This is a genomic window from Mesorhizobium sp. M8A.F.Ca.ET.165.01.1.1 (assembly GCF_004792065.1).
Lineage (GTDB): Bacteria > Pseudomonadota > Alphaproteobacteria > Rhizobiales > Rhizobiaceae > Mesorhizobium.
This window is the reverse complement of record NZ_SRTH01000015.1, coordinates 66,770-93,496: the sequence shown is the minus strand read 5'-3', so window position 1 is coordinate 93,496 and position 26,727 is coordinate 66,770. Positions and strand designations below refer to the sequence as shown.

The window sequence follows — 26,727 nt, the reverse complement described above, 5'->3', positions numbered from 1 at the left end:
CAGATGTTCCCGTCAATTTATTTCCCCTTTGACCGATACACGCATTGGCGAGAACGCATTCTCATTATCTCCACACTGCAGATCAGGAATAGCCCGCAATAGCTCTCGCGAGTATTCCTGCAATGGGGAATTGAACAGCTGTTCTGTCGGCTGCTGTTCAACATCTTTTCCCAAATGCATCACCATGCACTTGTCAGCGAGAGATCTGATAACAGCCAAGTTGTGACTGACAAAAACAATGGCGGTGCCGCTTTTGTCCGAGAGATCTCTCAGAAGCTGCAAGACGTGGGCCTGAACCGATACGTCCAGGGCAGACGTGATTTCATCGCACAAGACGACCTTGGGCTTCGGTGCGAAGGCCCTAGCGATTGCAACACGTTGCTTCTGCCCACCGGAAAGCTCCGAGGGGTATCGATCCAGGATGCTAGTTGGGAGGGAGACCGATCGCATTGTCTCCACCACGATGTCATGCTGGTCAGATCGGCTGATCTTGCCTTCTCGGGCGAGGACCAGCGGACGCCGGATTAAGTCAAAAATGGTGTGCCTTGGGTTCAACGAAGTATCAGGATTCTGAAAGATGACCTGAATGCCGAACTTGGCAATCTTCGAACGCTTGCGGGCGGAGGCCGCAAGAACCTCTCCATCAAACTCGATCGAGCCGGAAAAAGGTTGAAGACCTGCGATTGCCCGCAGCAGTGTCGATTTTCCGCTCCCGCTCTCTCCAACGATGCCAATGATTTCCTTTGGCCGTAGCGTAAGCGAGACGTTGTTTACTGCTGGTTCTTTTTTGAAGAGATAATGGCACGAAATGTTACTCACCTTCAGGACCGGTGCAAGTGCGCTCAGGCCTGTTGCGCGTCCAGTATCGATCCGCGCCCTAGCCTGCTGGCCTTTCAGCGGGAACAGGCATTTAACAACGCCGCCGTCATTGCGCAAAAGATCGGGAATGTCTGTCTGTTCGCAAGCCTCGCGTTTGTAGGCGCAGCGATCAGAGAATGAGCACCGACCCAGTACAACGCTGGGGGGTGTCTGACCTGAGATCCCTTCGATCTTTGCGGGTATGCGAACGCTTGGAACTGCTCGGATCAAAGCGCTCGTATATGGGTGTTGCGGACGGTCAACGATCGCTGCAGTCGGACCATATTCAACCACACGCCCGTTGTACATTACCGCCAACTCGTCAGAGCATTCGCGCAGCAAAGCTAAATCATGGCTGACGTAGAGAGTGGCGACGTTATTCTCCGAGACCAACTCTCGGATGAGCGCCGAAATCCGAGCCTGGGTCGTAACATCCAGACCCGACGTTGGCTCATCAAGGAGCAGCAGGCGTGGTTTGCAGGCCATGGCCATCGCAATGCAGATGCGCTGGAGTTGTCCGCCGCTGAATTCATAAGAATAGCGACCAACAGCGCTCTCGGGATCTGGGATAGCAACAGATCTCAACAACTCAATGCATCGAGCGACAGCGTCGGCCTGGGAGATCGCGAAGTGCCGCCGGATCGTTTGAATGAATTGGTGACCGATGGTTGTAGCCGGGCTGAGGGCGCCATATGAGTCTTGGGAGACGTAAGCGATCTCCTTGCCCCAGATACCGCGCAGATCCTCTCGAGGCAGCACGAGAAGGTCGCGATCGCCCAGGAGTGCCTCTCCAGACGTGATTGCCACGTTGCTGCTTTTATAACCTATAGCAGCGAGTGCAGTGGTTGATTTGCCCGAACCTGATTCTCCAGCGAGACCAAGAACTTGACCCGCAAATAGCTTCAGGTCGACCTTCTCGACGACGTGGTTCAGTGTCCCCGACGATTGCCGGTAGGCAACAGACAAATTTCGGACGTCAAGGACCGCTGTCAAATCACTACTCTTCCGTTTTCGGAGGCTCCGACGACGCTCGCCAGTGCATCCGCGACAAGGTTGAACCCGACCGAGAGGATGGCGATAGCCAAACTGGGGGCCAAGGTTGCCCATGGATTGATGGAGATGAACCCTCTGGATTCGGCGACCATCAATCCCCAATCAGAGCTCGGCGGTTGAGCGCCGAGGCCCAGAAAACTCAGGGTAGCCACGAACAGAATTGAATAGGTAAGTCTGAGAGCGTACTCTGCTGAGGCAAGACCCATAACATTTGGGAAGACCTCACGAAGTAGAATCGCGAGAGTAGATTCGCCGCGCGCCTCGGCCGCCGCAACGTAGTCGTTCGTAATGATGCCCTGTGTGGCTCCGCGTATCACTCGGCCAATGCGAGGGATATAGACAATCGTCACCACAGCCACGAGGACCATTGGCGAAGTTCCCAGGGCACTAATTATAACAAGTGCTAGCAGCAGGGGCGGAACAGCGAGAAACAGATCAAATGTGCGAGTTATGAGCAGATCTGTTTTGCCCCCTTTGTAGGCGCCGTAGGTGCCGACACCGCCTCCAATGCAAAACGCCAGGGTGACGGCAACCAAAGGCACGAGCACAACTGTCCCGCCGCCGAAGAGGAGCCGGCTCAGGATATCCCGACCTAACTGATCAGTCCCAAAGAGATGAGCCAACGACGCGCGCTCAAGCGGCGCACCGACGCCGAGTTCGCTGTACGAATAGGGAGCGAACAGCGGGCCAAGCAGAATAACCAGGAAGATCAATGTGAGCGATGCTATTCCAACACGCCCCTGCACCGTGTGGAGCAGCGCGTGTTTGAAAATGGAAGACGGCTTGGCTGGTGCGTCCAGGGAACCCGTGACAGCGCCGCCCACTATAATCGTGCTCATGCACTACCCTTCCGCCTGCGCAGTTTCGGATTGAAATAGATCACCAGAAGATCGCAAACGAAGCTGATGGCGAGGAAAAGCGTGCCCATGACGACTGCTATCGCCTGCACCACGTTGGTGTCGCCGGAAGCCACAGCCTGGACGAGCAGCCGCCCAATGCCAGGAAATGCGAACACATTCTCGATGACGACTACCCCGCTAAGCAGATAGACGACATTGATGCCCACGGCGTTGACGAAGGGCACAGCCGCGCTGCGCATCGCATAGTCCCACAAGACAATGCTGCGACTCATGCCGCGCAGGATTGCGGCCTTGATAAAAGGCGCGCGTAGAGCTTCGGCAGCGGATGCGCGCGCGATACGACTCATATGCGGCACCATCACAACGACCAAGGTCAAAGTCGGCAAAACATAGGCTTGGATACGCTCCAGAACAGTCCCGTGGTCTGCGAGCGTGCTGTCGACCGGCACCAGGCCTAGGCACAGAGCAAATACGAACATCAATATAATGGCCACGACGAATTCTGGGATGCCGGCCAGGATCACTGTCAGGGAGAGAAGACCCACGTCCGTGGCAGTACCCCATTTCTTAGCCATCAAGAGCCCCAGCCAAACGGATATGGGCAGGGCGAGAGCGAGTGCGACAACTGAAAGCGCAAGGGTGTTGCTGATCCAAGGGATGACAACCTCGCTCACCGGCCGGTTGTTCACCGCGGACATTCCCCAGTCGAGGCGGACGAAGTGCCAGAGCCACGTCAGGAACCTGAATACCAATGGCTGGTCAAGCCCGTTCTGGATGATGAAATTGTTGATTGCGTCGGTGCTCGCTTCGCGGCCCAGCGCATTCATTGCCACTGCTTCAGGCGAACGAATACTGGTCGCGGCAAATGTCACGATACTGATTATAAGTAGCGCAAGCAAAGCCGAACCGACCTGCTTCAATGTTTCGCTTAATGCTCGCATCTGCATCCTCTGTCCGGTAGTCCCGATTGCCCAGAGCGGAACGTCAATGCTTTGGCGCAAGACGACTCAGAAGAGACACAAACTTAGTGGGCTTCTTCTGTGAATCGTCCGATTTCTCTTTAGCCGTCACCGCCGCCTGTACGAGCTTGCCCCCGAGATAGCGGAAAGGTTCGGGTGGAAATTTCTCAGCCGGCCGGTCTACAAGGCCGCATTCCGACCACTCGTTCTTTAGCTCCAAGGCCATCGAAGATAGGATGCGTCCGCCAATATGGGACAATGCGACTCCATAGCCGCTCCAGCCAACGCCATAGGATACATTCTTGTACTTCCCAAAGCGGCCGAAGAAGGGAAGCCCCGTCGGCGTCATGTCTATCGGCGCGGTCCAATTGTGAGAGATCTTTACGTCAGCCAACATCGGGAATATTTTTTGGAAGGCTTCCGCGGTTTCACGAGAATGTTTTGGGGACGAGTCGTAGCGGTCGCCGAACCAACCTCCGAATGCAAGTCCTCCCCCGCCGCGACCGAAGTAAATTCGGCCGTCCGGGGTAGTGCGATAAACCTGGATGCGCTGGCGCGCGTTAATAACGCCGGTGCCGTTAGTCCATCCCAACTGAGCCAACCTTTGCGGAATCGGGCTGGTAGCAAGCAGGTCAGCCGCAATAACTACGATTCTTCCCTTGACTGCGGGGTGGTTTGCTGACCAGGCATTGTTGGCCAACACAACCTGGGGTGCCGAGATCGTGCCGTTTTTCGTGACGACCACAGCCGGGTTAGCGTCTCTGATCTCGAGCATGGGCGAATTTTCATATACCCTCACTCCCAATTCGATTGCCCGTCTACGGAGTCCGCGAACCAGATAACCGGGGTGAAGAGTAGCTGCGTTCGGATCATAGACGCCAGAAAGGTGGGTATTGGTCCCGATCCGCTCCTGAATCTCTTTCGCGCCTAAGAGTGTAAACCTCTGCTTGCCGAGCTCTTCAAGCTTGCGGACCGTTGCCTCCCAACGTCCTACATGTGCTGGCGTGGACGCAGCCCACATCCAGCCATCTTTCCGCGGTTGTGCCTCCGGGCAATGCGTTTCACAGAAACTTATGACCTGCGCCACCGCATCTTCGCTCGCTATGCAAAGCTTTAACGCCTCCTCCCGACCAAGGACCTCTTCCAGCGTTAAGATCTTGAGCCACCATGGCATGGCAAACCCGGCATTGCGCCCCGAGGCGCCGGAGCCGCACGTCTTGCGCTCCACAAGCGCTACGTCGAGCGACGGTTGAAGCCGCTTCAGCTCTAAAGCTGTCCACAAGCCGACATAACCGCCGCCTACGATTACAACGTCAGCTTTATGATTGCCGCTAAGAGGGGCATTGCCAGGAAAATCGTCGCCAAAAGCTTGGTCAAGCCAAAGCGGGCGGCGCTTTCCCAGATCGATAACACTAGGGGCGCGCAGCGTCAATGGTGTTACAGCTTGACCGTTTGGACTTGCCATTTGTACTAACTTTCCAATCTTATCGAACTGACGATCACAGTAGTAGTAACTGTCGGGCGCCTATCTAACTCAACTTCATCTTTCGCCTGCAGAGGCGACATCTGGGCTCGCTCGATCCAGCCGGGAGAGGACTCAAGTCGCCCCTTCAAACATCAAGCGAAGAAGCCTTCATGGTCTCAACCTCTCCGCTCGTCGTATGCCAAGGTGCAATATCTACCTACCGTCTCGCCGCATGCTCATCCCTTCCGACGAGATAATTAACATACAATATTAATATGAATTTCGTAGCTGTCAAGCATTTACTCGCGTCAATTCACTTTGCCCCGACTGCCGCAGTCGCTTCCAATTCCAACCGGATAGCGGGGTCTGCAAGGGTGGTGATAAGGAGAGTTGACGCAAAAGCCCGGCGTTCCGGGTACTTGTCTACTTTACTCCTTAGAAAGGCCTCCCGCCGGCCCACGTAAGGTTCTCGCTCAGAGGCGTTGGTGATATATTGGTTCAGCCGAACCAGATTATCGAACGAGCTTCCAGCCCTTTCGAGTTCCGAGATTAGACGGGCGAAGGCGAGTTCCGTCTGCTCTTCGAGTCCGGGAACTGGATTGCCATCGTCGTCGACGTGCCCGACGATGCCTGAGAGAAAAACGAAGCCGCCAGATACGCACCCGCTGCTCCAAGGCATCGTATCGCGGCCTATGCGGAACGGTCCAAGCCCTTTGGGCAAAATACCAACTTCAGTCACGATCTATCCTCCGATACGAACGTTGAGCGCCTTGAGCTGCGCATAGCTAAACAGCTCCTCCAATCCATCCTCGTGTCCGATGCCGGAGTTTTTGTAGCCGCCGAACGGAACGCCTTCGAATTGCGAGGAGGAATCGTTGATCCACACGTAACCGGCCTGTAATGCGTGCGCGAGCCGATGAGCGGTCCCGATATCGCGACTCCAGACGGAACCCGTGAGCCCGAAGGTGACGGAGTTGGCGATCTGGACTGCCTCATCGAGGGTGTCGTAACCTATTATCGATAGAACTGGTCCAAAGACCTCTTCGCGCGCCAGGCGACTTTCGGGACGAACGTTGGTGAAAACGGTCGGCTTGTGATAGAGGCCAGGCCCGCAGCCCGTGTGAGGCTCACCACCGGTCACGAGTTCGGCGCCCTCGCTTTTGGCGATGTCCACGTACATCCGTGTTTTCTCGAACTGCGCCTGAGAGGCGAGCGTTCCCATCCTGGTGGTGGGCTCAAATGGATCCCCGATCACAATAGATTCAACCTCCGCCTTAACCAGAGAGGCGAACCGCTCCTGCTCGGAACGGGGCACGATTGCACGGGTCGTCGACATGCAGGACTGGCTCTGCCAGCCCACGAAATTCATTCCTTTTACGACGCCGACTGCAGCGGCTTCGAAGTCGGCGTCAGGAGCAACGATCAGTGCATTCTTGCCGCCAAGTTCCAACGTGATATTCTTTACTGCAACAGCGGCGGCGTCGCGCTGAATGGCCATCCCGACTTGTGAGCTGCCGATGAAGCCAATTCTCTTGACTGCCGGATGTCGGACAATCGCTTGCGGACACTCCGCCCCCTTCCCGACGATCACATTGAGCAATCCCGGCGGAAGATGTTCTGCAAACAATTCGCCCATACGCAAAGCCGAAAGAGCGGCGTTCTCAGAAGGCTTCATGATAAGGGCGTTGCCCGCGACCAGAGGCGCGCCGATCTTTTGACCCGCGAACAACACTGGATGATTGAACGCGTTGATGCGTGCGACCACACCGTAGGGCTCATACCGGGAATAGCAAAGGTGCGTATCCGCGACCGGGTAAGTCCGTCCAGTCAGGCTCAGGCCGAAATTCGCCATCATCTCTAGCGTGTCGGCTGCGGCATCCACGTCCGCAAGCATAAAGGAATACACGTTTCCGACATCAATGGCGTCGAGCGCAGCGAGCTCCTTGCGGTGCTCCCGGAGTACCGTCGCAAGCTTCCTTACAATGGAAGAGCGCTCCTTGACGGGCATGCGGCCCCAATCAACCTGAGCTTTGGCCGCGCTCGCAACCGCAGCTTCGACATCGCGCTCACGCGCATCGGGCAGTTGGCATATCATGGCGCCGGTGACGGGACTGAAGTTCTCAAACTCCTGCCCTTCCAACGCGCCAGTGATCTTACCGTCTATCACCAACCCCCACTTTCGTGCACCGACCATCGATGTGGTTGACGACAGCGTTGGTTCTGACGCTTCAAAAGCTGCGGAATCGCGAACCATCTGAATGAAATCTCCTCCAAAACACCAACTGTTATATCCATAACTAACATATCATTTTGATGTTTTGTCAACTAGCAATTTCCCTGGCTGATGCCGCTCGTTGAAACAGGTGAAGCGCTTAACCTCTGCGTCACGTCTGGCACCGCGTCATGACATTGCGACCGACTTGCACACCACGTGACATGAGATGGCATCGAGCTTTGGAAGGGCACAGTGTGATCATAATCGGACTGCGCTGGGACATTCACGAGCCCACAACGGGGCTTTGGCTCAACACTATGCCTGGGAGGCATCAGTTCATCAGATCAAGCCAATCGGGCAGATCCCCAGCGTGACAGATCGAAGAAACCAATGCCGATGCTATCAATGCAGGAGATCTGACCGCATAAAGGGGGCGGAACCTCCCCCCTTCGACGCCAAGCTCGTTGTCACTAAATTCCACTGACGCAACTGCTTGCCGCAGCCCTCGCCGCCGCTGACGGTGCGTCTGCCCGATTCCCTCTTGACCAGGACTTCAATACCTTTCTAATTTGGAGAATGTTTAACATTAATTCAGAAGCTTCACGAAAGCTCTGGGAATGGGGAGTTGGATACAGGGCGCATTGTTGCGTTGTCCGTTGTTGCCACAGCAGAAAGCCACGCACCGGATACCGTTGAATAGCTGCCAGAAAACTTTCCAGATTTGATATCAAGATACCTTTCAGGTACCAGTTCCTAGAACCTGACTCGCTCTGGTCTGCCGTCGTTGGCGCTTGGGCAAGAAGGTTCGGGGTGGTTTATCCGGAGGACATGAGTGCCAGAGATCAAGCAGAAGTTGGCTACAACCGGGGTTGCGGCAAAGACGAAGACCGTTGCCAGCATCAAGCAGACTGAATTTTCTGCGCCGTTGACAGTCTCCAATCCCACTTTACTCGTTGACGGCAGCGACGACAGCTTCCGTCATGTCGTATACCTGTTTGCCGAAGTTCTCGGAAAATTGACTGTTTGCCGAGAGGCGTTCGGTCGGCAGATCGGGCTGACCGGTTCCCAGTTTGCCGTCTTGTTCGGAGTGGCCTATCGACAAGGTGAGCAGGGCGTCACCATAAAGCGGCTGGCGCAGTATGTTCATCTGGCACCAACGCACGTGACGACCGAGGTGGGCCGCTTGATTCGCGGTGGCCTGCTCGTGAAGCGCTCGTCGGATGACGACAGGCGCAGCGTGCTTGTCAGTCTGACCGCGGAAGGCGAAAAGACGGTTAAATCTGTCGCACCTTTCGTCACCAAAGTTAACGACGTTCTGTTTGAAGGAATGACGGCGGCCGATCTTGCTTCGGCCGAATCGCTCTTCACTCGTCTTTCTCGCAACAGCGAGTTGGCGCTGGCGCAACTCAAGGTCGCGGAGCGGGAAAACCCGATCGACTGAGCAGCCATCCGCCAGCGGTCAGACGTCGCTGAAGGCGCTTGTCCGGCTCGCCACCACATCCTCGTAGGCGAGATCCTGCGAAGCCAGATTCATGTGCCGTGCGAACCTGCTCATTCCCGCGACGGTCTTGCGGGAGATGCGGTGATCGTAGAATGGCAGATCGCGCTTGATCAGCGTTGTAATGAGGCCGGCTTCGTTTGCCGGGAACAGCGCTGCGCCGACCTGGGCCGCCACATCCGGATTTTTATGCAGATGGGCGTGGGTATCGACGATCGCCTGCACGATCGCCTGTGCGCGTTTCGGGTCTTCCGCGACGAACTCGTCGCGAACCGCGATCGAGGCGAAAGTATAATCGAAGGCCTCGGAAGGACCGTCACCCCGCCTCACGTCAAGAATGACCTTGCCGATGCCCCTGGTTGTAGCGATCTCGGCTGCCATGCCATTAGCCCAGAATCCGTCGATCAGGCGAGCCTCGAGCGCCTTGGCGGCATTGAGACCGAAGTTGACGGTTTGGCCGGGCTGCGATGGAACCGGAGCGATCGTTACCCCGTCGCGTTCGATGTCGATACCCGCTTCAGCGAGCAACCCACGCAATCCGGTTTCCACCCACGGCGCCGCGCCGATCCTTTTGCCTTTCAATACCGAAAGGTCGCCGCGTTGCGCGGCATAGTCGGCGTGCATGACCAGGAACCAGTACATGCCTTGCGCTTGCGCGCAGAGGAGTTTCACCCCCTTGAAGTTCGGAAAGGCGGCCAGCGCCGAATGTGCGGATCCGGCGACTATGTCGATCTCACCGTCCCGCAGCGCCTTGTAGGAACGGTCTACTGGGAACATCAGGTCCAGGGAAACATCCAACCCGTTATCGCGGAAATGGCCAAGCTCTATCGCGGCTTCCGCCGGAAAGTAGGAGTTCGACACCATGTCGGGCACGGCAAGCTTAAGCATGGCAAACTCCTTATTGGAACCAGTGCGTTTCAAGCAGGAGACAGCCGCCATCCGACTTGAAGGGGCCGTGATAGACGCCGGGCGGCCGAACTGCGTAAGTATAGCCCTCGAATTTCTCCCCCCCCTTCCCGTCCGTGTCGTTACCGACAATGAGATCCCCTGAAACGAGGAAGACTTCCTCCCAGTAAATGTGGACGAATGGCGAGGTCGTATAGACGCCCGGGTCGAAACGCAGCAGCCGGGTCCGATTACCCTTGCGCGCCACCTCGTCAAGTCCGCCGGAGAGAATCTTCTGCTTGATGCCCGATGGGTAGCCATCCGGGGTGTGCCAACCCTCTTCAAGGTCGACGATGGCAAATTCCTCGTGAAGCTTTTCTGTCATCTCATCCTCGCACAGGCAGCGTGATTACGTCGTAGGCAGCGGTGATTGTCTCACCGGTTAATGGATCGCGCATCTCCATCTCGAACCGCTGGGACGGCTGCAAGCCGCCACGAACAGGGAGCGTGCCGCAGAACATGGCAGACCCTTCGCTCAGACCCTTACCGCCGAACCCAAGCACCACCAGTTCCCCAGGTGGGCGCATGGTGCTAAGCGTACCCTCCTGGTAGAGACGCCGTTCGCCGTCGACATTGATATGCGAGCGGATTTCGATGTCATCCCATCTGTCTTTGATGTCCGCGAAGCGCCAGAGTGTCGAACTTACTGGTTTCGCGCAAAGTTGCTTCGAGAGCGTCACGCCGATTGTTTCTGCCTTGCGGTCGGTATGATCGGAACCGACGCCTACCCAAAGCTGGCCACCGAGTGTGACCAGCACCGGCTCCACCTCCCCGCTCGAGGCATCACCCATCACTTCGATCGAGTGACTGACGGTCAAGAGCGAGGCAGAAACCCGGTAGAAAATCGGCGTGGAGGTGGGCCTGGCAACGCCGATCGCCTCTAGTTCGTGGATGTGTTTTTCGACGGCATCACGGTTTCTGCCAGTCCATCCGGCGATCGTCAGATCTTTGACATCCCTCGGATCGAGCGTTCTCGTTTGGATCAAGTGACCCCCTCCTTCTGTTTCAACGCGGTCATTATTCGCCCAGACATGCCTCGACCGATCGGGCCATGGCCAGCAGTCGCCTGTCCCGGCCAGATTGCCCGATCATCATGAGAGCAGCGCCAGGCAGGCCTTCGACAGGCAACGAAATGGCGGGCAGATCGAAGAAATTCGCGATCGCCGTGTTGCGCAACAGGAGTGCATTGCGCTCCGTGAAACCTGCCGCACTTGCTACTTGCTCCAGCGTCGGTGCCACGATCGGAACAGTTGGCATGACGAGCACATCGCAGTCGGCCGCGCTCCGGCCGACTGAAGCGGCAAGCGCGCCACGTCCACGGATCATATCGATGTAATCGGCGGCGCCGATCGTCTTGCCGCGTTCGATCCGCACCAATATGTTCGGATCTATGCGGGAAGCCTGGCTCAGCCTGTGGCGGTGCAACGCGAAGGCTTCGGCGGTTGCAATTCCGCCCTTGGCATTGACCTCGCGCATGCCGTCGAGTTCAGTCAGTATGACATCTGTCACGCGACAACCAGCGGCCGCCAACGCCTGCAAGGCGCGATCGAACGACTCGGCAATCGCCGCATCTATGCCCTCGAAGGGCAAACCTTGGACGACGCCGACGCGCAGCCCCGCCAGCGGCACCGCAGCCTGGTCGTCTTCGACGCCGGCCAGAACCGCGTCCGCCGAAGCGCATGCGTCGACCGTGCGGGCGATCGGACCCACACAGTCCAGACTTTCCGACAAAGGAAAAGCACCTCCGGTGGAAATCCGGTTGCTGGTCGGCTTGAAGCCGACCAGGCGGCATAGGGCGGCCGGTATCCGTGTCGAGCCTCCGGTATCAGTGCCAATCCCGATCTCGCAGAAATCGCGGGCTACCGCCACGGCGGCGCCTGACGATGAGCCCCCCGGGACCCGGCTGGTGTCGAGTGGATTGCGTGGCGTTCCCAGATGCGGATTGGTGCCGACGCCCGAGAATGCGAACTCGCTCATATTCGTCTTCGCGACGATGATCACGCCCGCTGCCCGCATTCGGTTCACAGCAACCGCATCACGGGTCGCAACCTTGCCTTCGCCGGCGAGAACCACAGAACCTGCGCGGGTCACCTCGCCGGCGACATCAAAAAGATCCTTGATTGTGACGATCGCCCCGTCGAGCGGCCCGAGACTGATACCAGCCTTTGCACGCGCATCCGCTGCCGTTGCCGCGGCGCGCGCAGCCTCAAAGTACACGGTGGGGCAAGCCACCATGCCGTCTAGATTTGGGTCCCCGATGGCGGCAATCGCCCGGTCTAGCCGCTCGACCGCAGCGCACTTCCGATCCATTGGAGACCTCGATATCTCTAAATTTTACATAGGAACATACATACCTAATGAACATAATCCTGTTGCCGGCAGTCTGTCTAGCTTTTTCCGGCGGCGACAATCTAACCGTCGGTCCTAGGCTCAGATAAAGAAGGCACGCTGGCAGGATTTGGCCGACACGCATTAGGCAGATAATCAAGGCCGTCGGCGCCAACCTTTGGTACCTGCTGCCCTATTCCCGGTGATGCGCTGGCGATCCGACAGTCTGGCACGGCTGAGACATAACCGACCACACGTCACGTCGCTCGGACTGAAGCTCGAGGCCGTTCGAGTGGGAATACCACAGATTGACGATGGCAAAGTGCGCGCATACGTCGAGCTACACATCGAGGAGGGACCAATCTTAATCAAAGGAAGGAACTCTCGAGTGCGCTCGTTACAGGCATTCGGGGAAGCGTCCGCTATCGGAACCCACACATCCTAGGCGAATATGCACATGGAGCCTTTCCTCCTGAAATGCCTCCGCCTCCTGTCGCTCGGAACAGAGTTCCGCTGGGTCGCGGTGTCACTTCTAACGTACGAAAGAATAGCGAAACCGGTCGCCGTCCGCCTCGATTCGTCCGACCGTCGGATTTGGGAAATGGATCGGCAGAACCAAGGTGCCGGTTCCGGCAACCGATGCCAGGAAGTTTCGGCGCGAGCGGATGCCAGCCTTTGGGTCCCAGTCGAAGTTTGTCGACCATTCCGGTTCGCGGCATTGCAGGGCGTGGTGGAACAGGTCGCCGGTGACTACGGCACTTTGGCCCCTCGAGCGGATATTGACGCAGCAATGGCAAGGAGAATGGCCGGGTGTCAGCGTCAGAGACACGGTATTGTCGAGCTCATAGTTTTCGTCCACCAGAAGTGCCTGCCCCGCCTCAACGATCGGCTCACAGTTGAAACGCCAGACGTTGTCGAGCGTATTGTCGCCTTGCCGGGTCTCAGCTTCCCTGGCGGCGTACTCGCCCTTGTGGAAGACGTATTTGGCATTCGGAAACGTCGGTACCCAGCGCCCGTCCTTGAGGACGGTGTTCCAGCCGCAGTGATCGATGTCGAGATGAGTGCAAAAAACGTAGTCGATGTCCTCGAAGCGCAGGCCCGCGGCACGGAACCCGTCCAGCCAGGGCTGTTTCGGAAAGTCCATTGGAGCCGAGTAGCCCTTGTGGTCGCCGGTGCAGGTGTCCACCAAAATGGTGTGCTTCGGCGTGCGCACGACGAAGCTCTGATACGTGATAACCATTCGGCCAGATGCCTTGTCGAAAACGACCGGGTCTAGTTCGGCGATGTGACGCCGCCCGATCTCCGGATCATAAGCTGGGAACATGTCCTCGGGTCGGCGCCAAGGGCCGTCCCGTTCTATTATGCTGGTAATTGTTACGTCCCCTATTCGAAGCGTCTGCATGCTACCTTCCTCCGAGATATGGCCTTTTGTCCGTTGCCCCGAATGTCACCGTGTCGCCGGGTGCTACCCTCAGGAACTCCGGCTCGAAGTGCTGAGCCCGCCCGGTGGTTCCCTTGTTCAGCATCTGCACTTGATGCTTGCCCGACATGTCGCCACCACATGCGGCTGCCACGGTGAGATCGAAAGTGCTCTGTTCATCGGATCTGTCCCTCAGTCTTTCTTGAGCCAGCCCTATCGGTTCCAGAGGACCGACAGCGTGCTTCGCGGGGCGCTCTCTGCGCTGGCACAACCTCGTTTCACATCGCTTGACGTTGCGTTGGCGCAAAGAACCAACGAGCTTCGATCCGCTACTCGGGATCTTCCAGGAAAGCAGCGCGCGTATGGCAGCTCCGCATACAGACAATAGGCCGGGTGATTGGCGCGGAGAGCGTTGTGCGACGCTGGCCGGCCCATATCCGGGTGTTCATTCACCACGAGATGCGACGCTACCGATGCTGGTCCTGGCCCGTAGAGAGGGCATTCCGCAATGCGTTATCTGCAAAAATGAATTTATCCACCTCAGCCGGCGTACGACATCCAAGATAGGCCAAAGTTTTTTCAAACTCGTCAGCCAAGAGCCTGAAGACTTTTGCGACGCCGGGCTGCCCAGCAACGGCAGCGCCGTAAAGCGGAGCGCGACCAATAAGAACCATAGCCGCGCCAAGGCCCAAAGCCTTTGCAATATCACTTCCACGCCGCACTCCGCCGTCAACAAGTATAGGTATACGCTTGCCCACTTCAGCAGCGATTTCCGGCAGCATCTCGACTGAGGAGACGGCTGAATCGAGAGCTCGCCCTCCATGATTGGAGACCACAATCGCGTCGGCGCCACAGGCAATCGCTTTTTGAGCGTCCTTGCGACTGAGAACGCTTTTAACAATTAGTCTTCCCGGCCATACATCTCTAATTTTAGCAATCTCATCCCAGGTCATCGCCTCATGTCGGTCTGGTATCGCTGCATTGCCTAAAATTGATTGATACCGTTGCGGATGATTGGCGTGATACCAAATTCCTTTCTTTGCTAATTGCTGTGCCGCAACGCCCAACAACCAGCGCGGCCGGCGAACAGCATCAATGCTGGTGCGGGTGCTCAATCGGAACGGTATTGAGAATTTGTTTCGTTCATTATGTTCTCTCGATCGCCCCAGCGCCTGATCGATAGTGACCACCAATGCCTCGAATCCGAGGTCACGCGCGCGCGCGATCATCTCGTAACAATAGTGTGTCTCCCTCCACATATATATTTGAAACCAAAGTCGGCCGCCGGCTTCTCTCGCGACGGTCTCCATACTGGCATCAGACGTCGACGCGAGCGTGAACGGAATCCCAGCCTCTGCCGCAGCTTTCGCAATAGCAACCTCGCCGCTGTACCAACAAAAACCTCCCATACCGGTTGGAGCAGTGGCGAGGGGTAGCGAAAGTGGCATCCCAAACAACTGGGTGCTCATATCGCGCTTGGAGAGGTCGACCAGAAACCTAGTCTGCAGCTTGATCTTTCTGAAAGATTCGATGTTGTCGTTAAGCGCAACCCCGTCTTCGGACCCTAAGTCAATGAATTCAAACAGAAATCTTGGCAATCGGCGCTTCGCGGCTAGCCTGAAATCCGAAACGGAGAGGCATTCCGTCAAACGCATATCGGTTTCCTCTCACCCTTATGCACCCTTATGGCAACTTCGAGCATAACAATAATGCCCCCCCGCAAGGGCAGCCGACATTGGCTAATTACCTACTTAACTATGCTATTTCGCAACATGTCAACGGCAGATAAATACCAGCCAATAGGTGGAGCAGACCAGGCCACGTGTGACGCCAGCATGTGACCGGGGGAGTGCGGTGCTGAGGTCGTCGGCACCGCTGCTATGGACGGAGCCCCGCGACGATGAAGACAGCGCCGATGCCGAATATAGCGTCGGCGGATCGGAGTGTTCGACAGTTGGATCGACAGGTCTCCGATGCTGCTTATCCGTAGCACGAGTCCTGTCGATGCAACCAAACGGCGGCCGCGGATCGATGGAATGCACACCGCTATTGCACATTAGGACGATAGAAAGCTATCATAATGCATATGAAATTTAGCTTCATAAATAAGCTTTTTTGGGAGGGCACTAGGTGCGCCAGTCGGAGTTGCAAGCGGGGATCGTTTCCGAGCCGAGCCCCGAGTGGGGAAGCGATGTCGCCGCTGCCATGCTGCGACATCTCGGGATTGAGTATGTGACCATGAACCCGGGGGCCAGCTATCGGGGGTTGCACGACAGCCTTGTCAATTTCCTCGGTGATGAGCGGCCGAAAATGTTGCTTTGCCTGCATGAGGATCATGTAATCTCAATCGCTCACGGCTACGCGAAAGTGCGCGATAGGCCTATGGGGGCTATTCTCCATAGCAACGTCGGCCTGATGCACGGTCTCATGGGCATTTTCAACGCCTATTGCGACCGCATGCCCATGATCGTCGTGGGCGCTACCGGCCCCATTGAACCCGAGAAACGGCGACCCTGGATCGACTGGATCCATACGGCGAAGGATCAGGGAGCACTCCTACGGGATTATGTGAAATGGGACGACGAGCCGCGGTCTACGCACGGCACAATCGAGGCATTTCTCCGTGGCATGCAGTTAACGCAGACTGAACCAAAAGCGCCGGTCTACATCTGCCTCGATGCGGGTATGCAGGAAAGCCGTCTGACAAAGCAGGTGGAGCTTCCTCCGGCGCGTTACGGTACGGCGCCAGCTGCCGTTGCGGATGCGGCTACGGTGAGCAGGATCGCGAATCTTCTGAACGCCGCGACACACCCCCTCTTCCTTATCGGACGTGGATCGCGATCTCAAGCGGACTGGGACCGCCGTGTCGAACTCGCCGAATTCTTTGGCGCAACGGTGGTGACGTCGGTTCTCGAGCGTGCTGTTTTCCCGACATCGCATCCGCTTCATGTTTTGCCGCCAATCTCCATTTTGGGTGGAAATTTCAAGGATGAGGTTGCGGCCGCGGATGTGATCTTGAGCTTGGACTGGCCGGACCTCAACGGCCTGTTGCGCGGCGTAAGTTCTGAAACCCACAAGATACAGGCGACGATCATTAACGTATCACTGGATAGCCATCTACATCGGGGCTGGAGCATGGATTATTTCGGGCTTCCCCCAGTCGATGCGCCGGTGCTGGCAAACTCTGACAGATTTGTCGAGCAACTGCTCGACGCCACGCGCTCCCTGACCCGAGGAAGCTCCGTCAGTTATCCCGCGTCCACGTCGCCATCAGGGGACTACTCCCCCGGCCCGGGAATACATCCCCACGATATCGAAGTTGCCCTGCAACGTGCTCGAGGTGATCGCGAATTGACGCTGGCCCACTCAAATCTGAGCTGGGTTGGAGACGTTTTCGATCTTCGTGGGCCGCTGGATTTTCTTGGTCACGACGGAGGCGGCGGCCTGGCTGCAGGCCCCGGCCTGACGGTTGGAGCCGCGCTCGCGTTGAAAGATACGAGCAGACTGGTTGTGGGCGTCCTGGGCGATGGCGATTTTCTCCAAGGTGTTACGGCTCTTTGGACCGCTGCACATTATCAGCTGCCGGCGCTCTTTATCGTCAGCAACAATCGATCGAATTTCAATGATGAGCTGCACCAGGAGGCGGTTGCGAAGGTTAGGTCACGTGAAACCGCAAACCGCTGGATTGGTCAGCGCATCGATGATCCTGCCGTTGACCTCAGTGCAATGGCGCGCAGCCAAGGTGTGCAGGCAGAAGGCCCAGTTGAAACCATCGAAGATCTCGAGAGTGCGATCGCGCGAGGGCTCGATGCAGTGAGAGAAGGACGGCCTTATCTCATCGATGTGCTCGTTGGCGCGACCTACGCCCCTCCCTCGATGATGTCGCGCGGCTGAACGTTCGACCAATCGTCATTCACATTATCTCCGATAAGTTTAACGGGTGAGTCTCCTAACATGTCGACTATCAAAGTTCTGGTGCCCGATATGGACGTCGAAGAGGTTGCCGCCGACGTGGCCGGCCCAAACTTGTCTTTCGACGTTCGTGGCGTGCAACATGTGAGCGCCATAAGTGCGGAAGATTGGGGCGACTGCGATGCCGTCCTGATGCGGAATCGCATCGTCCTTGATCGTTCTACAATCGGCAAGCTTTCGAGGTGTCGGATCATCGTCAGAGCAGGTGTTGGCTATGACAACATCGACATAGGTGCATGTTCCGAAGCCGGCATTCCGGTTTGCAACGTGCCGAACTACGGTACGTCCGAAATAGCAGACCACGCGATTGGACTGCTGCTCTACTTAGCGAGGGGCCTTGGCTCGTATGACGAACGCTTGAGGACGGATCTAACCGGTAACTTCAACGGTGAAAATGTGCCAGTCGTGCGGCGTCTCCGCGGCGGCATCTTCGGTGCCGTTGGCTTGGGCCGGATAGGAACCGCAGTGGCCAGGAGAGCTTCCGCTCTAGACATGAGCGTCCTGTATTTTGATCCACTCTTGCCCGAAGGGCATGAGCTGGGGATGGGTTTTCGGCGTGCCAAGTCCCTTTCGGAAGTGCTTTCCGTATCAGATGTGGTCAGTCTCCACATGCCCCTCAATGATACCACGCTTCGACTACTGGACGCCAACCGGCTTGGTGAAATGAAGCCAGGCGCCATTCTCATAAACATTGCTCGTGGCAAGCTGGTCGATATCGACGCGGTTTACGACGCGCTGCTAAGCGGCCGTCTGGGAGCTGCGGGATTCGACGTCCTGCCATCGGAGCCTCCGGACCCTTCACAGCCTTTGTTCAAGGCATGGTTGGACCGTGAGCCCTGGATTGCCGGGCGCCTGGCGTTGACGCCCCATGCCGCGTCCTATTCTGACGCCTCGACGAGTGACCGCCGTAGGCTGTCAGCCGGCATGCTCAAAGACTTTTTTGAGCATGGCCTGGTGCGGAACAACGTAAATCCAGATTGGGAAAAATTTTCTAAGGAAAACCTGCTAGCTTCTTGAACGAGGCGCAGCACTTTTCAAGCAAACTCGATCTTGGAGTCTGTCTTCCGCCACGTAGTGGAGCGACAAACGATCAGCTCGGCGCACAATCGACAGAATTCAGCGTACGCAAGGGCGCATCCGACAACCGCTTAGAGCGTTTCGCGATGAATTGGCCTCATTAGATGGCAGGGCAAACAGAAGGATGCTGGCCAGCAGGTTTAGCGAGCGTTTCCAACACGCCCTAACAAAAACGCGACGCTCGACAATTATTGCGAGCGCGTGTCTGGCGCCTGACGCGCCATAGATGAGCCTCCGTCGGAAGTGCGGCTGGAGCCATCGCGATCCGGCAATCCATAAGACAGGCACATTCATTGTTGTTGGATTAGACCGTAAGAATTCGGTGGCACCCGGAAAATATATGTTGATAAGATAGGTTTAACATGTAGCAATATCGACCGAGGGAAACGTCGATCACCGCTGGATCTGCCCGCAGCGACGGCGGCGCAATGGAGGTCTTTATGGACAACAATCTTAGATTCTACATAGACGGGAAGTGGGTTGACCCGGTCGCCCGCAACGCAGTTGACGTGATCGACCCAGCGACAGAAGAGCCAGTTGCGCGCATCAATCTGGGCACGGCCGAAGATGTCGATCGAGCCGTCAAGGCGGCGCAAAAGGCATTTCCAGCGTTTTCGCGGTGGAGCAAGGCCGAGCGCATCGATCTCCTTAATGCGATAACCGATGAATATCGGCGCCGGTTCGAGGACGTCTCGCAGGCTATGATGCTGGAGATGGGCTCTCCGATCAATTTCTCACGCGAGCTCCAGGCAGCCTCTTCGCTCAGCCATCTAAAATCGGCAGTCAAAGTGCTGAAAACCTACGAGTTCGAGCAGATGCTGGACAAGGCGCTGATCGTGCGCGAGCCGATCGGTGTGTGCGGTTTCATCACCCCATGGAACTGGCCGCTCAACCAAATCATGGCGAAGCTCGCGAGCGCACTTGCTGCAGGGTGCACCTCGGTGGTAAAGCCGAGCGAGTTTTCGCCTTTGAGCGCGATCATTCTCGCCGAAATCCTTCACGAAGCAGGCACTCCGGCCGGCGTCTTCAATCTTGTCAACGGTGACGGCCCTACCGTCGGGCATGCTATTTCCACGCATCCAGACGTCGATATGGTGTCGTTCACGGGCTCGACGCGCGCGGGGATCCAAGTGGCCATCGACGCTGCTGCAACCGTCAAGAGGGTGCACCAGGAGTTGGGCGGCAAGTCTGCCAACATCCTGCTTCCCGGCAATCACCTCGGCAGGTCGGTGCCTGCTGGTGTCATACGTGCTTTCCGTAACAGCGGACAGTCGTGCCAGGCGCCGACCCGCATGCTGGTTCACGAGAACCAACTTGATGAGTGCCTTGAACTCGCCAAGTCCACGGTGGCTGCAATGGTCGTGGGCGACCCGCGCGCGGACAGGACCACGCATGGGCCGCTGGTCAACAAACAGCAGTTCGATCGCGTGCAGTCGTTTATCGAGACCGGCATAAAAGAAGGCGCTCGCCTCGTCGTGGGTGGTCTTGGTCGGCCGGAAGGCCTCAACCGGGGCTATTTTGTGCGGCCGACCGTGTTCGCCGGCGTCACACGCGAAATGACCATCGCCCAGCAGGAGATCTTCGGACCGGTCCTTTCGGTGATGACCTATCGGGACGAAGACGAAGCGATCGACATCGCCAACGATTCGATCTTCGGCCTTGCGGGTCATGTCTTTGCCGATGACGTCGGTGAAGCCAGGAGAGTTGGCCGACGGATTCGTGCCGGCCGCATATATCTTAACAATGGACCGAGCGAAGACGACACAGAGTACGAAGCGCCTTTTGGCGGCTATAGGCAATCGGGCAACGGCCGAGAGGTTGGTGTTTTTGGTCTCGAGGAATTCCTGGAGACAAAGGCAATCATGGACTAAGGCTTGTTGAGATTCAGAACTCCACTTTTGGCTCGATTGTGATTCAAGCTTTGGATGGAACGGTTGTGCTAACGGACGCCCAATGGGCGAAGATGGAACCGCATTGTCTGGGCAAGCCAGCCGATCCGTGACGAAGTGGTGGCGACAATCGCCGCTTCATCGAAGCGTTGCTTTGGATCGTGCGGACAGGAAGCCGTGGTGCGACCTTCCAGCCTTTTTCGGGAGCTGGAACACAGTTTTCCAAAGATACCGCGATAGGGTCAAAGCCGATGTTTTCATTCGGCTTTTGAGGCGTGCCCCGATGAGCCAGATTATGGTCGATGTCACCACCCACCAAGGTCCATCGATACGGCCAGGGCGCAAAAGGGTGGCTGAAACCCGGGCATAGGCCGCTCCATCGCGGAACGATACATCATCACGTCATTTGCTATTCTGAAAGGTCCGGTTCAGCAGCGTCACTAGACTAGGCCACGAAGTATGCTTTCTTGAATTTCTAACGGTTCATACCCTGCCCGTAAGGTCGGGTTCCAACCCAAGGCAACGTGGTTCAGGTAAGGATTGTGGGGCCAGTAATCTACAGCGAAGGGCCATTTGGCATACTCCGCGAAGAAGCCGGCCTTAGATGGTGCAGCCTGGCGGCCCCGCACGACTGTATGCTGGCTCAACCAACGGTGCTGGCAGCTCTTCTCAGCGAGTTCGCCAGTCCAGGCGGACAGAGATTACGTTGGCAAACGGAACAGTCGCTCGGCGTTGCCATGCAGCAGAAGATCCTTGTCCGGATCTGAAAGGTCGAGTTTGGCAGCCCAACTGCAGGCGACTTCATTGGACGCGAAGGGCCAGTCGACTGAGAACATGACACGTTCGATGCCCATCTCGGCGATGCAAAATTTCAACGGAGCGTCGGAAAAGAACCCGCTTGTCGTGACATAGAAGTGCTCAAGGAATTGCTTCTTGAAGTGCAGATCCGGTGCGTCCCGCGACAGAGCCTCGTCCATGCGATCCATTACATAGGGCAGGGTTTCGCCAAGGTGTCCGAGGACAATCTTTAGGCTAGGGAACCGGTCAAAAACATTATTCAGGATCAGCCGGACCGCCTGGGTGGCGGTCTCTATCGTGTATCCCCATGCCGCCCGCAGGTACATTGGGTGCTTCTCGGCGAGCGGGCCGAAGTAAGCATCGCGAACCGCCGGCAGAGGATCAGCTGGGTGAAGATACAACGGTACATCAAGACGTTGCGCTGCGTCGAACAGAGGGTCGAAGCGTGGATCGTCTAAAAAGACACCGTCTGTTGGGCCGTGGATCATGGCGCCGACGAAACCAAGGTCTCCGACCGTGCGCGCGAGCTCGCGCGCCGCAGCTTCCGGATTGGAAGTCGGCACTGACGCGAACGCCGCAAAGCGATGCGGTGCGGCATCGACGATCTTCTTCAGTCGATCGTTAACAGCAATGGCAACTTCGGCTGCATCATTGGTGAGCAGGCCCTGCAACGCAGGAGGCAAGTGTGACAGGATCTGAAAGTCTACCCCGGCACTATCCATTGAGCCGATACGCGCCTCGGCGAAATCAGTAAGCAAGGGATCAATTTTCGGCATGGGAAAAGCCTTGATGGCCTGGGCCAACTGGCTGTCAAGATAATGTTCTTCCAGGGCGATGACGCGGTGGTTCTTGATCATGGTCATTTCCGATCAATGGGTTACGGGAAAGGCGCTTCGTGAGCCGGACGGCAAGCCGCCCCACAGCCGGCGAGCGACTAAGTCAGCGCTTCGACGAGGCGAACTCGGTTGAAGGGGAGCCGGCGAACACGCTGACCCAGAGCCATTGCGACGGCATTGCCAATGGCTGCCGCTGTCGGGCCCAAGGCAACTTCCCCCACCCCGAGCGGAGGCTCATCAATCGCGTCAATTATCATAGTGTCCACGGCGGGAGCTTCCGAGAACCGCAATATTGGGTACTGCTCCCAGCTCTTGGCGGCGATCTCACCTTCGCTAAAGCGGACTTCTTCGTGCAGTGCCCAGCTCGTCGCCTGCACGATACCGCCCTCGATTTGATTGCGGGCGCCGTCAGGACTGACGACGAGGCCCGCATCAACCACACACCAGATTCGGTGCACCTGAACTGTCTCGCCGACGCTGACCTCAGCGACCGTAGCCATGTAGGCGGCATAATTCTTGTAGCGGCTGAACGCGACTCCGACGCCGCCGGCATTGTTTGTGCGTAGTGTGTTCCACTGGGACGTTTCAGCTACGGCCTCCAGCACTCGCCTGGCTCGCCTATCCTTAAGCAAGGAAAGTCGGAATGCGATTGGATCCTGGCCAGCATTGTCGGCCAGTTCGTCAATGAAGCTCTCGATCGCAAAGACGTTGCCTAGCGCGCCAAGCCCACGGAGAGCGGACGTGCGGACCGGGACGTCAGGCACAAAATGGCTGATGAGCTTCTGCGGAAAATCGTAAAGCGCGACAGCGTTGCGCATAGCGCCGGCGCCAATCGCATCCGGCAGATCAAGCGGCGTCACCAATGGCGGTCCGTTTGGTATGGCCTCGGCCCCGAGCAAATTGACGCCACCGCTGGTCCCCGGCCGTTGCGCGTGCGGGGTACTCCAAACCGATATGGTCCAGCCCGACGGCCGACCGTCGACATCAAGTTCGGCGGCCAGGTCGATGGACATGGCAGCGCCTACTGGTGACGCTGAGAGCTCATCACGTCGTGTCCACAGGACCCTGACGGGCCGGCCATGAGTGCGTACCGCCAAAAAGGCCGCATCGAAAGCCGCATCATCCGCTCCATTGTGGCCGTAGCAGCCAGCGCCATGTTTATGGCGCACATCAATGTCTGCGGGGTCTAGGGCAAGTGCCTTGGCTAACGCAGCACGTAGCGGAAAGACGCCTTGAGAATGAGTGTAAACCGTAAGTGTGCGCGCGCCGACGACCTGAGCCAGGGCACAAGAGGGTCCGATCGATCCATGCGCTAGGTAGGGGCGCCAGTAAGTCGCCTCGAACCTGGATGTGCGCAAAGCATTGCCCACGGTTCCCACATCCCGCGTGGTGTCGACGGAAGCCTGGCGTCTGAGCCACTCAGGCTCGCCCGCCTCGTCCGGGACAGGCTGGCCGTCTTCCCATATGAGCCGGTCCGCAACCAATGGTGCACACTCTTGGACGACAAACTCATCGTCGGACAGCAAGGCCACAAAATCGCCCTCGCGAACGATCTCCACCATCCCTGCAAAACGACCAGGTAGAAGAGGCTCGTTTGCGAGACGTGCTCCTCGCCGCGGACGCCGCAGCACCCGGGCGTGGAGCATGTCGGGGAGTCTGATATCGTGAATGAACGAAGCGGATCCTAACACCTTCGCAGGAAGATCTACCCGTGGTAGGTCATGGCCAACAATCCGGTAGTTGGATCGCTGCCGAACATTGAGTGACCCCCTCGCCTCGCAGTCGAGATCGACGACGCTGGCCTCGCTCCAATATGTTCCGACAACGCCCCCGTCGCAATGGAATTCACCGTCTTCAATTTTGAGGCTTTCGGGCGACACCTTGGCCATGCATGCGATGTGCTCGATGAACAATTGACGGACTTCAGCAGAGACCTGCCTTATAGCTGCGCCACCCATCTCAATGGAGAGGCTGCCCGCCGTAACGCCTTCGTCAGGACCGCAGCTGGTCTCACCCGATTGCATCAGGATACGGGAGGGTCTGACCTCCAGCTCCTCAGCGGCGATCTGGGAAAGTGCAGTCAGAATACCTTGTCCGAGTTCAACTTTGCCGGTTGAGACAATGACCTTGTCGTCGGTGAAGCCAATCCACTGATTCAGGCGTGGATTATCCAAAATGCTCTGCGGAAGCGCGTTAGGTATCATGCGCGCATCGCCTCTGCTGCCCGTTCGACCGCCCGGACGATACGCTGGTGGGACCCGCAGCGGCACAGATGCTTGTCGAGGGCCGCTACGATATCCTCCCGGGTCGGAGCGGCGTTGCGCTCCAGCAGCGACTGAGCCGACATCAGTATTCCAGACAGGCAATAGCCGCATTGACCGGCTTGCTCATCGAGAAAGGCCTGTTGCAGAGGACCGGCCCTCCCTTCGACCGACAAGCCCTCTACCGTTCGCACGTGCCGACCTGCTGCGGCGGCAACCTCCAAGGTGCAAGCATACGCAGGCTGGTCATCAACGAGAACGACGCAAGCCCCGCAGGCCTCCAGACCGCAGCCGAAGCGTGTGCCCATCAGATTGAGTTCATTTCGCAAGACGTAAAGTAGCGGGACCGTCGGCGCAGCCCCTGAAATCCTGGACGTTCCATTGACTGTCAGATGGATCGGGCCGCTCATGAAAATACCTGCACTTCCATGCCACTGATCAAAGTGACATTTGGTTCGACAATTCAGGACCCTCGCCTTTTCGGAAGTTCCGGACTGTCATTTCAGTAAGAGGCTTCCCGGCCCATCAGCTGCTGGCGCTTCAAGGGGCGAAGCAACGATGTCGCCGATCATACGGCGAGGGTTGAACGATCGGAATGGCGCAGACGGCACCGGCAGGTTTGCCGGTGCAGCAGCAACGTCCTCTGTGCTCATCGCGGAACGATACAGCATCACGTCATTCCTATTCTGGTCGGCCTCGCCAGCGTCACTAGGCGACGAAGTATGCTTTCTTGAACTTGTAACGGTTCAGACCCCACCCCGTAAGGTCGGGTTCCAAGCCGCCAATCTGGGCCGAGTGAGCATCGATAGTGTCGGGGTAGCCCCAGATGATCAGCCCGCCCCGCTCAAAGGAAATCCGCTGCATCTGATGCACAAGCTCGCACCGGCGGTTCTGATCAAGTTCGGCGCGGGCAAGGTCGTTAAGACGCGTGAACTCTTCGTCGGAGAACCGGGTCGGGTTGAGTGGTGAAGTGGCGAGTTCCCCCAAGGCAACCTGGTTCAGGTAAGGATTGTTGGTCCAGTAATCTACCGCGAAGGGCCAGTTGGTATACTCCGCGAAGAAGCCGCCCTGGTCGAGCCGCTTGACGTTGATTGTCACATCCCCTTCCCGCGCCTGTTCGGCAAAGATCTGTGAAGCTTCGAGCAGACCCGGTGCGGCCGCGGTCGTGGCTAATTCCAACTGCAGATTGGAATGACCCGCGCGGGCAAGCAGCGACCGAGCCTCTTTGACGTCGCGCTCCCGAACCAGAGACGTGTCGAAACAGGGATCATTGGGCGAGTACGCATCGTATGCCACGCGTCCGTGGCCGAAGAAGGCCAGTTTTACGAGCTGCTCGCGATCGACCAGCAACCGCAGAGCCTGCCGCACCCTGACGTCGTCGAAAGGAGGCTTGTCGACCCGCATCGTGAATGGCCGAAACGACCCCGCTTTGCTCGTCAGGACCTTGAAGCTACTGTTGGCACTCACCACCGGTATCTGGGAGTAGGGAAGACCCTCGATCGCGTGAACCTGCCCTCCGAGAAGAGCATTCACCCGCGCAACATCGTCGGGGAGATCGATGAGGACCAGTTCGTCTACGTAAGGCGCTTGTCCATGATAGTTCTCGAAGCGCTTGAAAGTCGATTGCTCACCCGGAACGAATTGGTCGAGCTTGAACGGGCCTGAACCAACGGGGCTCTTAGGGTCGAAATCGACAGGCACGACACCGGTGCTTAGTACGCGGAAAGCGTCCCGCAGTGCCGCATCGGGACGGCGAAGCTTAAGACGGATCGTACGGTCGTCCAGCTTGACGATCTGCGTTGGATCGATGGAGCGCATAAGCGGCGCTACATTGCGAGGGTTCTTCGGATCGATGATCCGTCGAATCGTATAGGCGACGTCATCCGCGCCGATCGTCTTGCCGTTGTGAAATTCAGCTCCCTGCTTGATCCGAATCGTCCACTCGGTTGCCGAGGGATTTACCTCGAACTCCTCAGCCAGAAGCGGTCGATACTCGGCCTGTTCGTTATCATCCCCCAAACCGTCGTAGAGATTGAGAACACGGGCGATGTCGGCCGGGGTAATCGCGGAATGCGGGTCAAGTGAGTCGGTGGGGCCGCCGCCGGCGATGCCAACGCGCAGAGACCCACCCTTCTGGGGTTTTGGGCTGCTCTGCCCAAGTGCGGAGCCCGCATAACCAAGAGCCATCGCGGCAATCGCGCCACCCATCAACTGACGGCGGTCCAGTGTGTTCCGAAGCATGCGTATTTTCGACATGTGCGTTCCTCCCTACACATAGAATATTGCTATAGAC

20 protein-coding genes and 1 pseudogene are annotated in these 26,727 nt (G+C 57.5%); 4 read left to right on the top strand and 17 right to left on the bottom strand.

Features of this window, described 5'->3' with window-relative positions; translation table 11 throughout:
- Window positions 1–12: 12 nt before the first annotated feature.
- The 6 genes from EN808_RS28750 to EN808_RS28725 all read right to left on the bottom strand — a co-directional run bounded on the left by EN808_RS28750 (window position 13) and on the right by EN808_RS28725 (window position 7,449).
- Entirely contained in the window at window positions 13–1,851 is a 1,839-nt protein-coding gene (locus EN808_RS28750; RefSeq protein WP_189522236.1) for an ABC transporter ATP-binding protein, read from the bottom strand.
- Window positions 1,848–2,750 carry an ABC transporter permease gene (locus EN808_RS28745; protein ID WP_135880840.1) on the bottom strand — a complete coding sequence of 301 codons (903 nt, stop codon included), beginning with the start codon at window positions 2,748–2,750 and terminating at the stop codon, window positions 1,848–1,850. Before EN808_RS28745 ends, EN808_RS28750 begins: the two co-directional genes overlap by 4 nt.
- Window positions 2,747–3,718 carry an ABC transporter permease gene (locus EN808_RS28740; protein ID WP_135880841.1) on the bottom strand — a complete coding sequence of 324 codons (972 nt, stop codon included), beginning with the start codon at window positions 3,716–3,718 and terminating at the stop codon, window positions 2,747–2,749. Before EN808_RS28740 ends, EN808_RS28745 begins: the two co-directional genes overlap by 4 nt.
- 37 nt (window positions 3,719–3,755) lie before the next feature.
- Window positions 3,756–5,195, bottom strand: coding sequence for an FAD-dependent oxidoreductase (locus tag EN808_RS28735; protein ID WP_135880842.1), 1,440 nt, complete (start codon window positions 5,193–5,195; stop codon window positions 3,756–3,758).
- Window positions 5,196–5,508: 313 nt separating this feature from the next.
- Window positions 5,509–5,934 (bottom strand): RidA family protein, encoded by a 426-nt coding sequence (locus EN808_RS28730; RefSeq protein WP_135880843.1) that lies wholly within the window; start codon window positions 5,932–5,934, stop codon window positions 5,509–5,511.
- Window positions 5,935–5,937: 3 nt separating this feature from the next.
- Window positions 5,938–7,449 (bottom strand): aldehyde dehydrogenase family protein, encoded by a 1,512-nt coding sequence (locus EN808_RS28725; RefSeq protein ID WP_135880844.1) that lies wholly within the window; start codon window positions 7,447–7,449, stop codon window positions 5,938–5,940.
- A 793-nt stretch (window positions 7,450–8,242) separates the two neighbouring features.
- On the opposite strand from EN808_RS28725, the gene EN808_RS28720 reads away from it, so the two are divergent.
- Window positions 8,243–8,851, top strand: a complete 609-nt coding sequence (locus tag EN808_RS28720) for a MarR family transcriptional regulator (protein WP_135917421.1) — start codon at window positions 8,243–8,245, stop codon at window positions 8,849–8,851.
- 18 nt (window positions 8,852–8,869) lie between these two features.
- Here the strand turns inward: EN808_RS28720 and EN808_RS28715 are convergent, their stop codons facing one another.
- The 7 genes and pseudogenes from EN808_RS28715 to EN808_RS28685 all read right to left on the bottom strand — a co-directional run bounded on the left by EN808_RS28715 (window position 8,870) and on the right by EN808_RS28685 (window position 15,256).
- Window positions 8,870–9,796, bottom strand: a complete 927-nt coding sequence (locus EN808_RS28715; RefSeq protein ID WP_135880846.1) for an ABC transporter substrate-binding protein — start codon at window positions 9,794–9,796, stop codon at window positions 8,870–8,872.
- Window positions 9,797–9,806: 10 nt separating this feature from the next.
- Complete coding sequence (locus EN808_RS28710; RefSeq protein ID WP_135880847.1) at window positions 9,807–10,178, bottom strand: cupin; 372 nt, start codon at window positions 10,176–10,178, stop codon at window positions 9,807–9,809.
- Window position 10,179: 1 nt separating this feature from the next.
- The gene (locus tag EN808_RS28705; RefSeq protein ID WP_135917419.1) at window positions 10,180–10,839 is read right to left on the bottom strand and encodes a DUF2848 domain-containing protein; all 660 of its coding nucleotides are present in this window, start codon (window positions 10,837–10,839) and stop codon (window positions 10,180–10,182) included.
- A gap of 31 nt (window positions 10,840–10,870) precedes the next feature.
- On the bottom strand, window positions 10,871–12,163 hold the full coding sequence (locus tag EN808_RS28700) for an amidase (protein WP_135917417.1): 1,293 nt from the start codon (window positions 12,161–12,163) through the stop codon (window positions 10,871–10,873).
- A gap of 550 nt (window positions 12,164–12,713) precedes the next feature.
- Entirely contained in the window at window positions 12,714–13,583 is an 870-nt protein-coding gene (locus EN808_RS28695; RefSeq protein WP_135917415.1) for an MBL fold metallo-hydrolase, read from the bottom strand.
- Between the two features lie 25 nt (window positions 13,584–13,608).
- Window positions 13,609–13,755: pseudogene (locus EN808_RS37225) on the bottom strand (pseudoazurin); the annotation flags it as partial.
- Between the two features lie 313 nt (window positions 13,756–14,068).
- Window positions 14,069–15,256 carry an alpha-hydroxy acid oxidase gene (locus EN808_RS28685; protein ID WP_135917414.1) on the bottom strand — a complete coding sequence of 396 codons (1,188 nt, stop codon included), beginning with the start codon at window positions 15,254–15,256 and terminating at the stop codon, window positions 14,069–14,071.
- A 475-nt stretch (window positions 15,257–15,731) separates the two neighbouring features.
- Here EN808_RS28685 and EN808_RS28680 point away from each other — a divergent pair, with 475 nt between their 5' ends.
- The 3 genes from EN808_RS28680 (at window position 15,732) to EN808_RS28670 (ending at window position 20,521) form a co-directional block, all read left to right on the top strand.
- Window positions 15,732–17,495 carry a thiamine pyrophosphate-binding protein gene (locus EN808_RS28680; protein WP_210235465.1) on the top strand — a complete coding sequence of 588 codons (1,764 nt, stop codon included), beginning with the start codon at window positions 15,732–15,734 and terminating at the stop codon, window positions 17,493–17,495.
- 60 nt (window positions 17,496–17,555) lie between these two features.
- Window positions 17,556–18,590, top strand: a complete 1,035-nt coding sequence (locus EN808_RS28675; protein WP_135917412.1) for a C-terminal binding protein — start codon at window positions 17,556–17,558, stop codon at window positions 18,588–18,590.
- Window positions 18,591–19,090: 500 nt separating this feature from the next.
- Window positions 19,091–20,521, top strand: coding sequence for an aldehyde dehydrogenase family protein (locus tag EN808_RS28670; RefSeq protein WP_135917410.1), 1,431 nt, complete (start codon window positions 19,091–19,093; stop codon window positions 20,519–20,521).
- A gap of 719 nt (window positions 20,522–21,240) precedes the next feature.
- On the opposite strand, the gene EN808_RS28660 is transcribed toward EN808_RS28670, so the two are convergent.
- The 4 genes from EN808_RS28660 to EN808_RS28645 form a co-directional block, all read right to left on the bottom strand.
- Entirely contained in the window at window positions 21,241–22,194 is a 954-nt protein-coding gene (locus tag EN808_RS28660; RefSeq protein ID WP_189522237.1) for an amidohydrolase family protein, read from the bottom strand.
- A 77-nt stretch (window positions 22,195–22,271) separates the two neighbouring features.
- Entirely contained in the window at window positions 22,272–24,377 is a 2,106-nt protein-coding gene (locus EN808_RS28655) for a molybdopterin cofactor-binding domain-containing protein (protein ID WP_135917404.1), read from the bottom strand.
- Entirely contained in the window at window positions 24,374–24,844 is a 471-nt protein-coding gene (locus EN808_RS28650; protein ID WP_135917402.1) for a (2Fe-2S)-binding protein, read from the bottom strand. The genes EN808_RS28655 and EN808_RS28650 overlap by 4 nt, the downstream gene beginning before the upstream one ends.
- Window positions 24,845–25,142: 298 nt before the next feature.
- Window positions 25,143–26,690: an ABC transporter substrate-binding protein gene (locus EN808_RS28645; protein ID WP_135917400.1), complete on the bottom strand. Its 1,548-nt coding sequence runs from the start codon at window positions 26,688–26,690 to the stop codon at window positions 25,143–25,145.
- Window positions 26,691–26,727 lie beyond the last annotated feature (37 nt).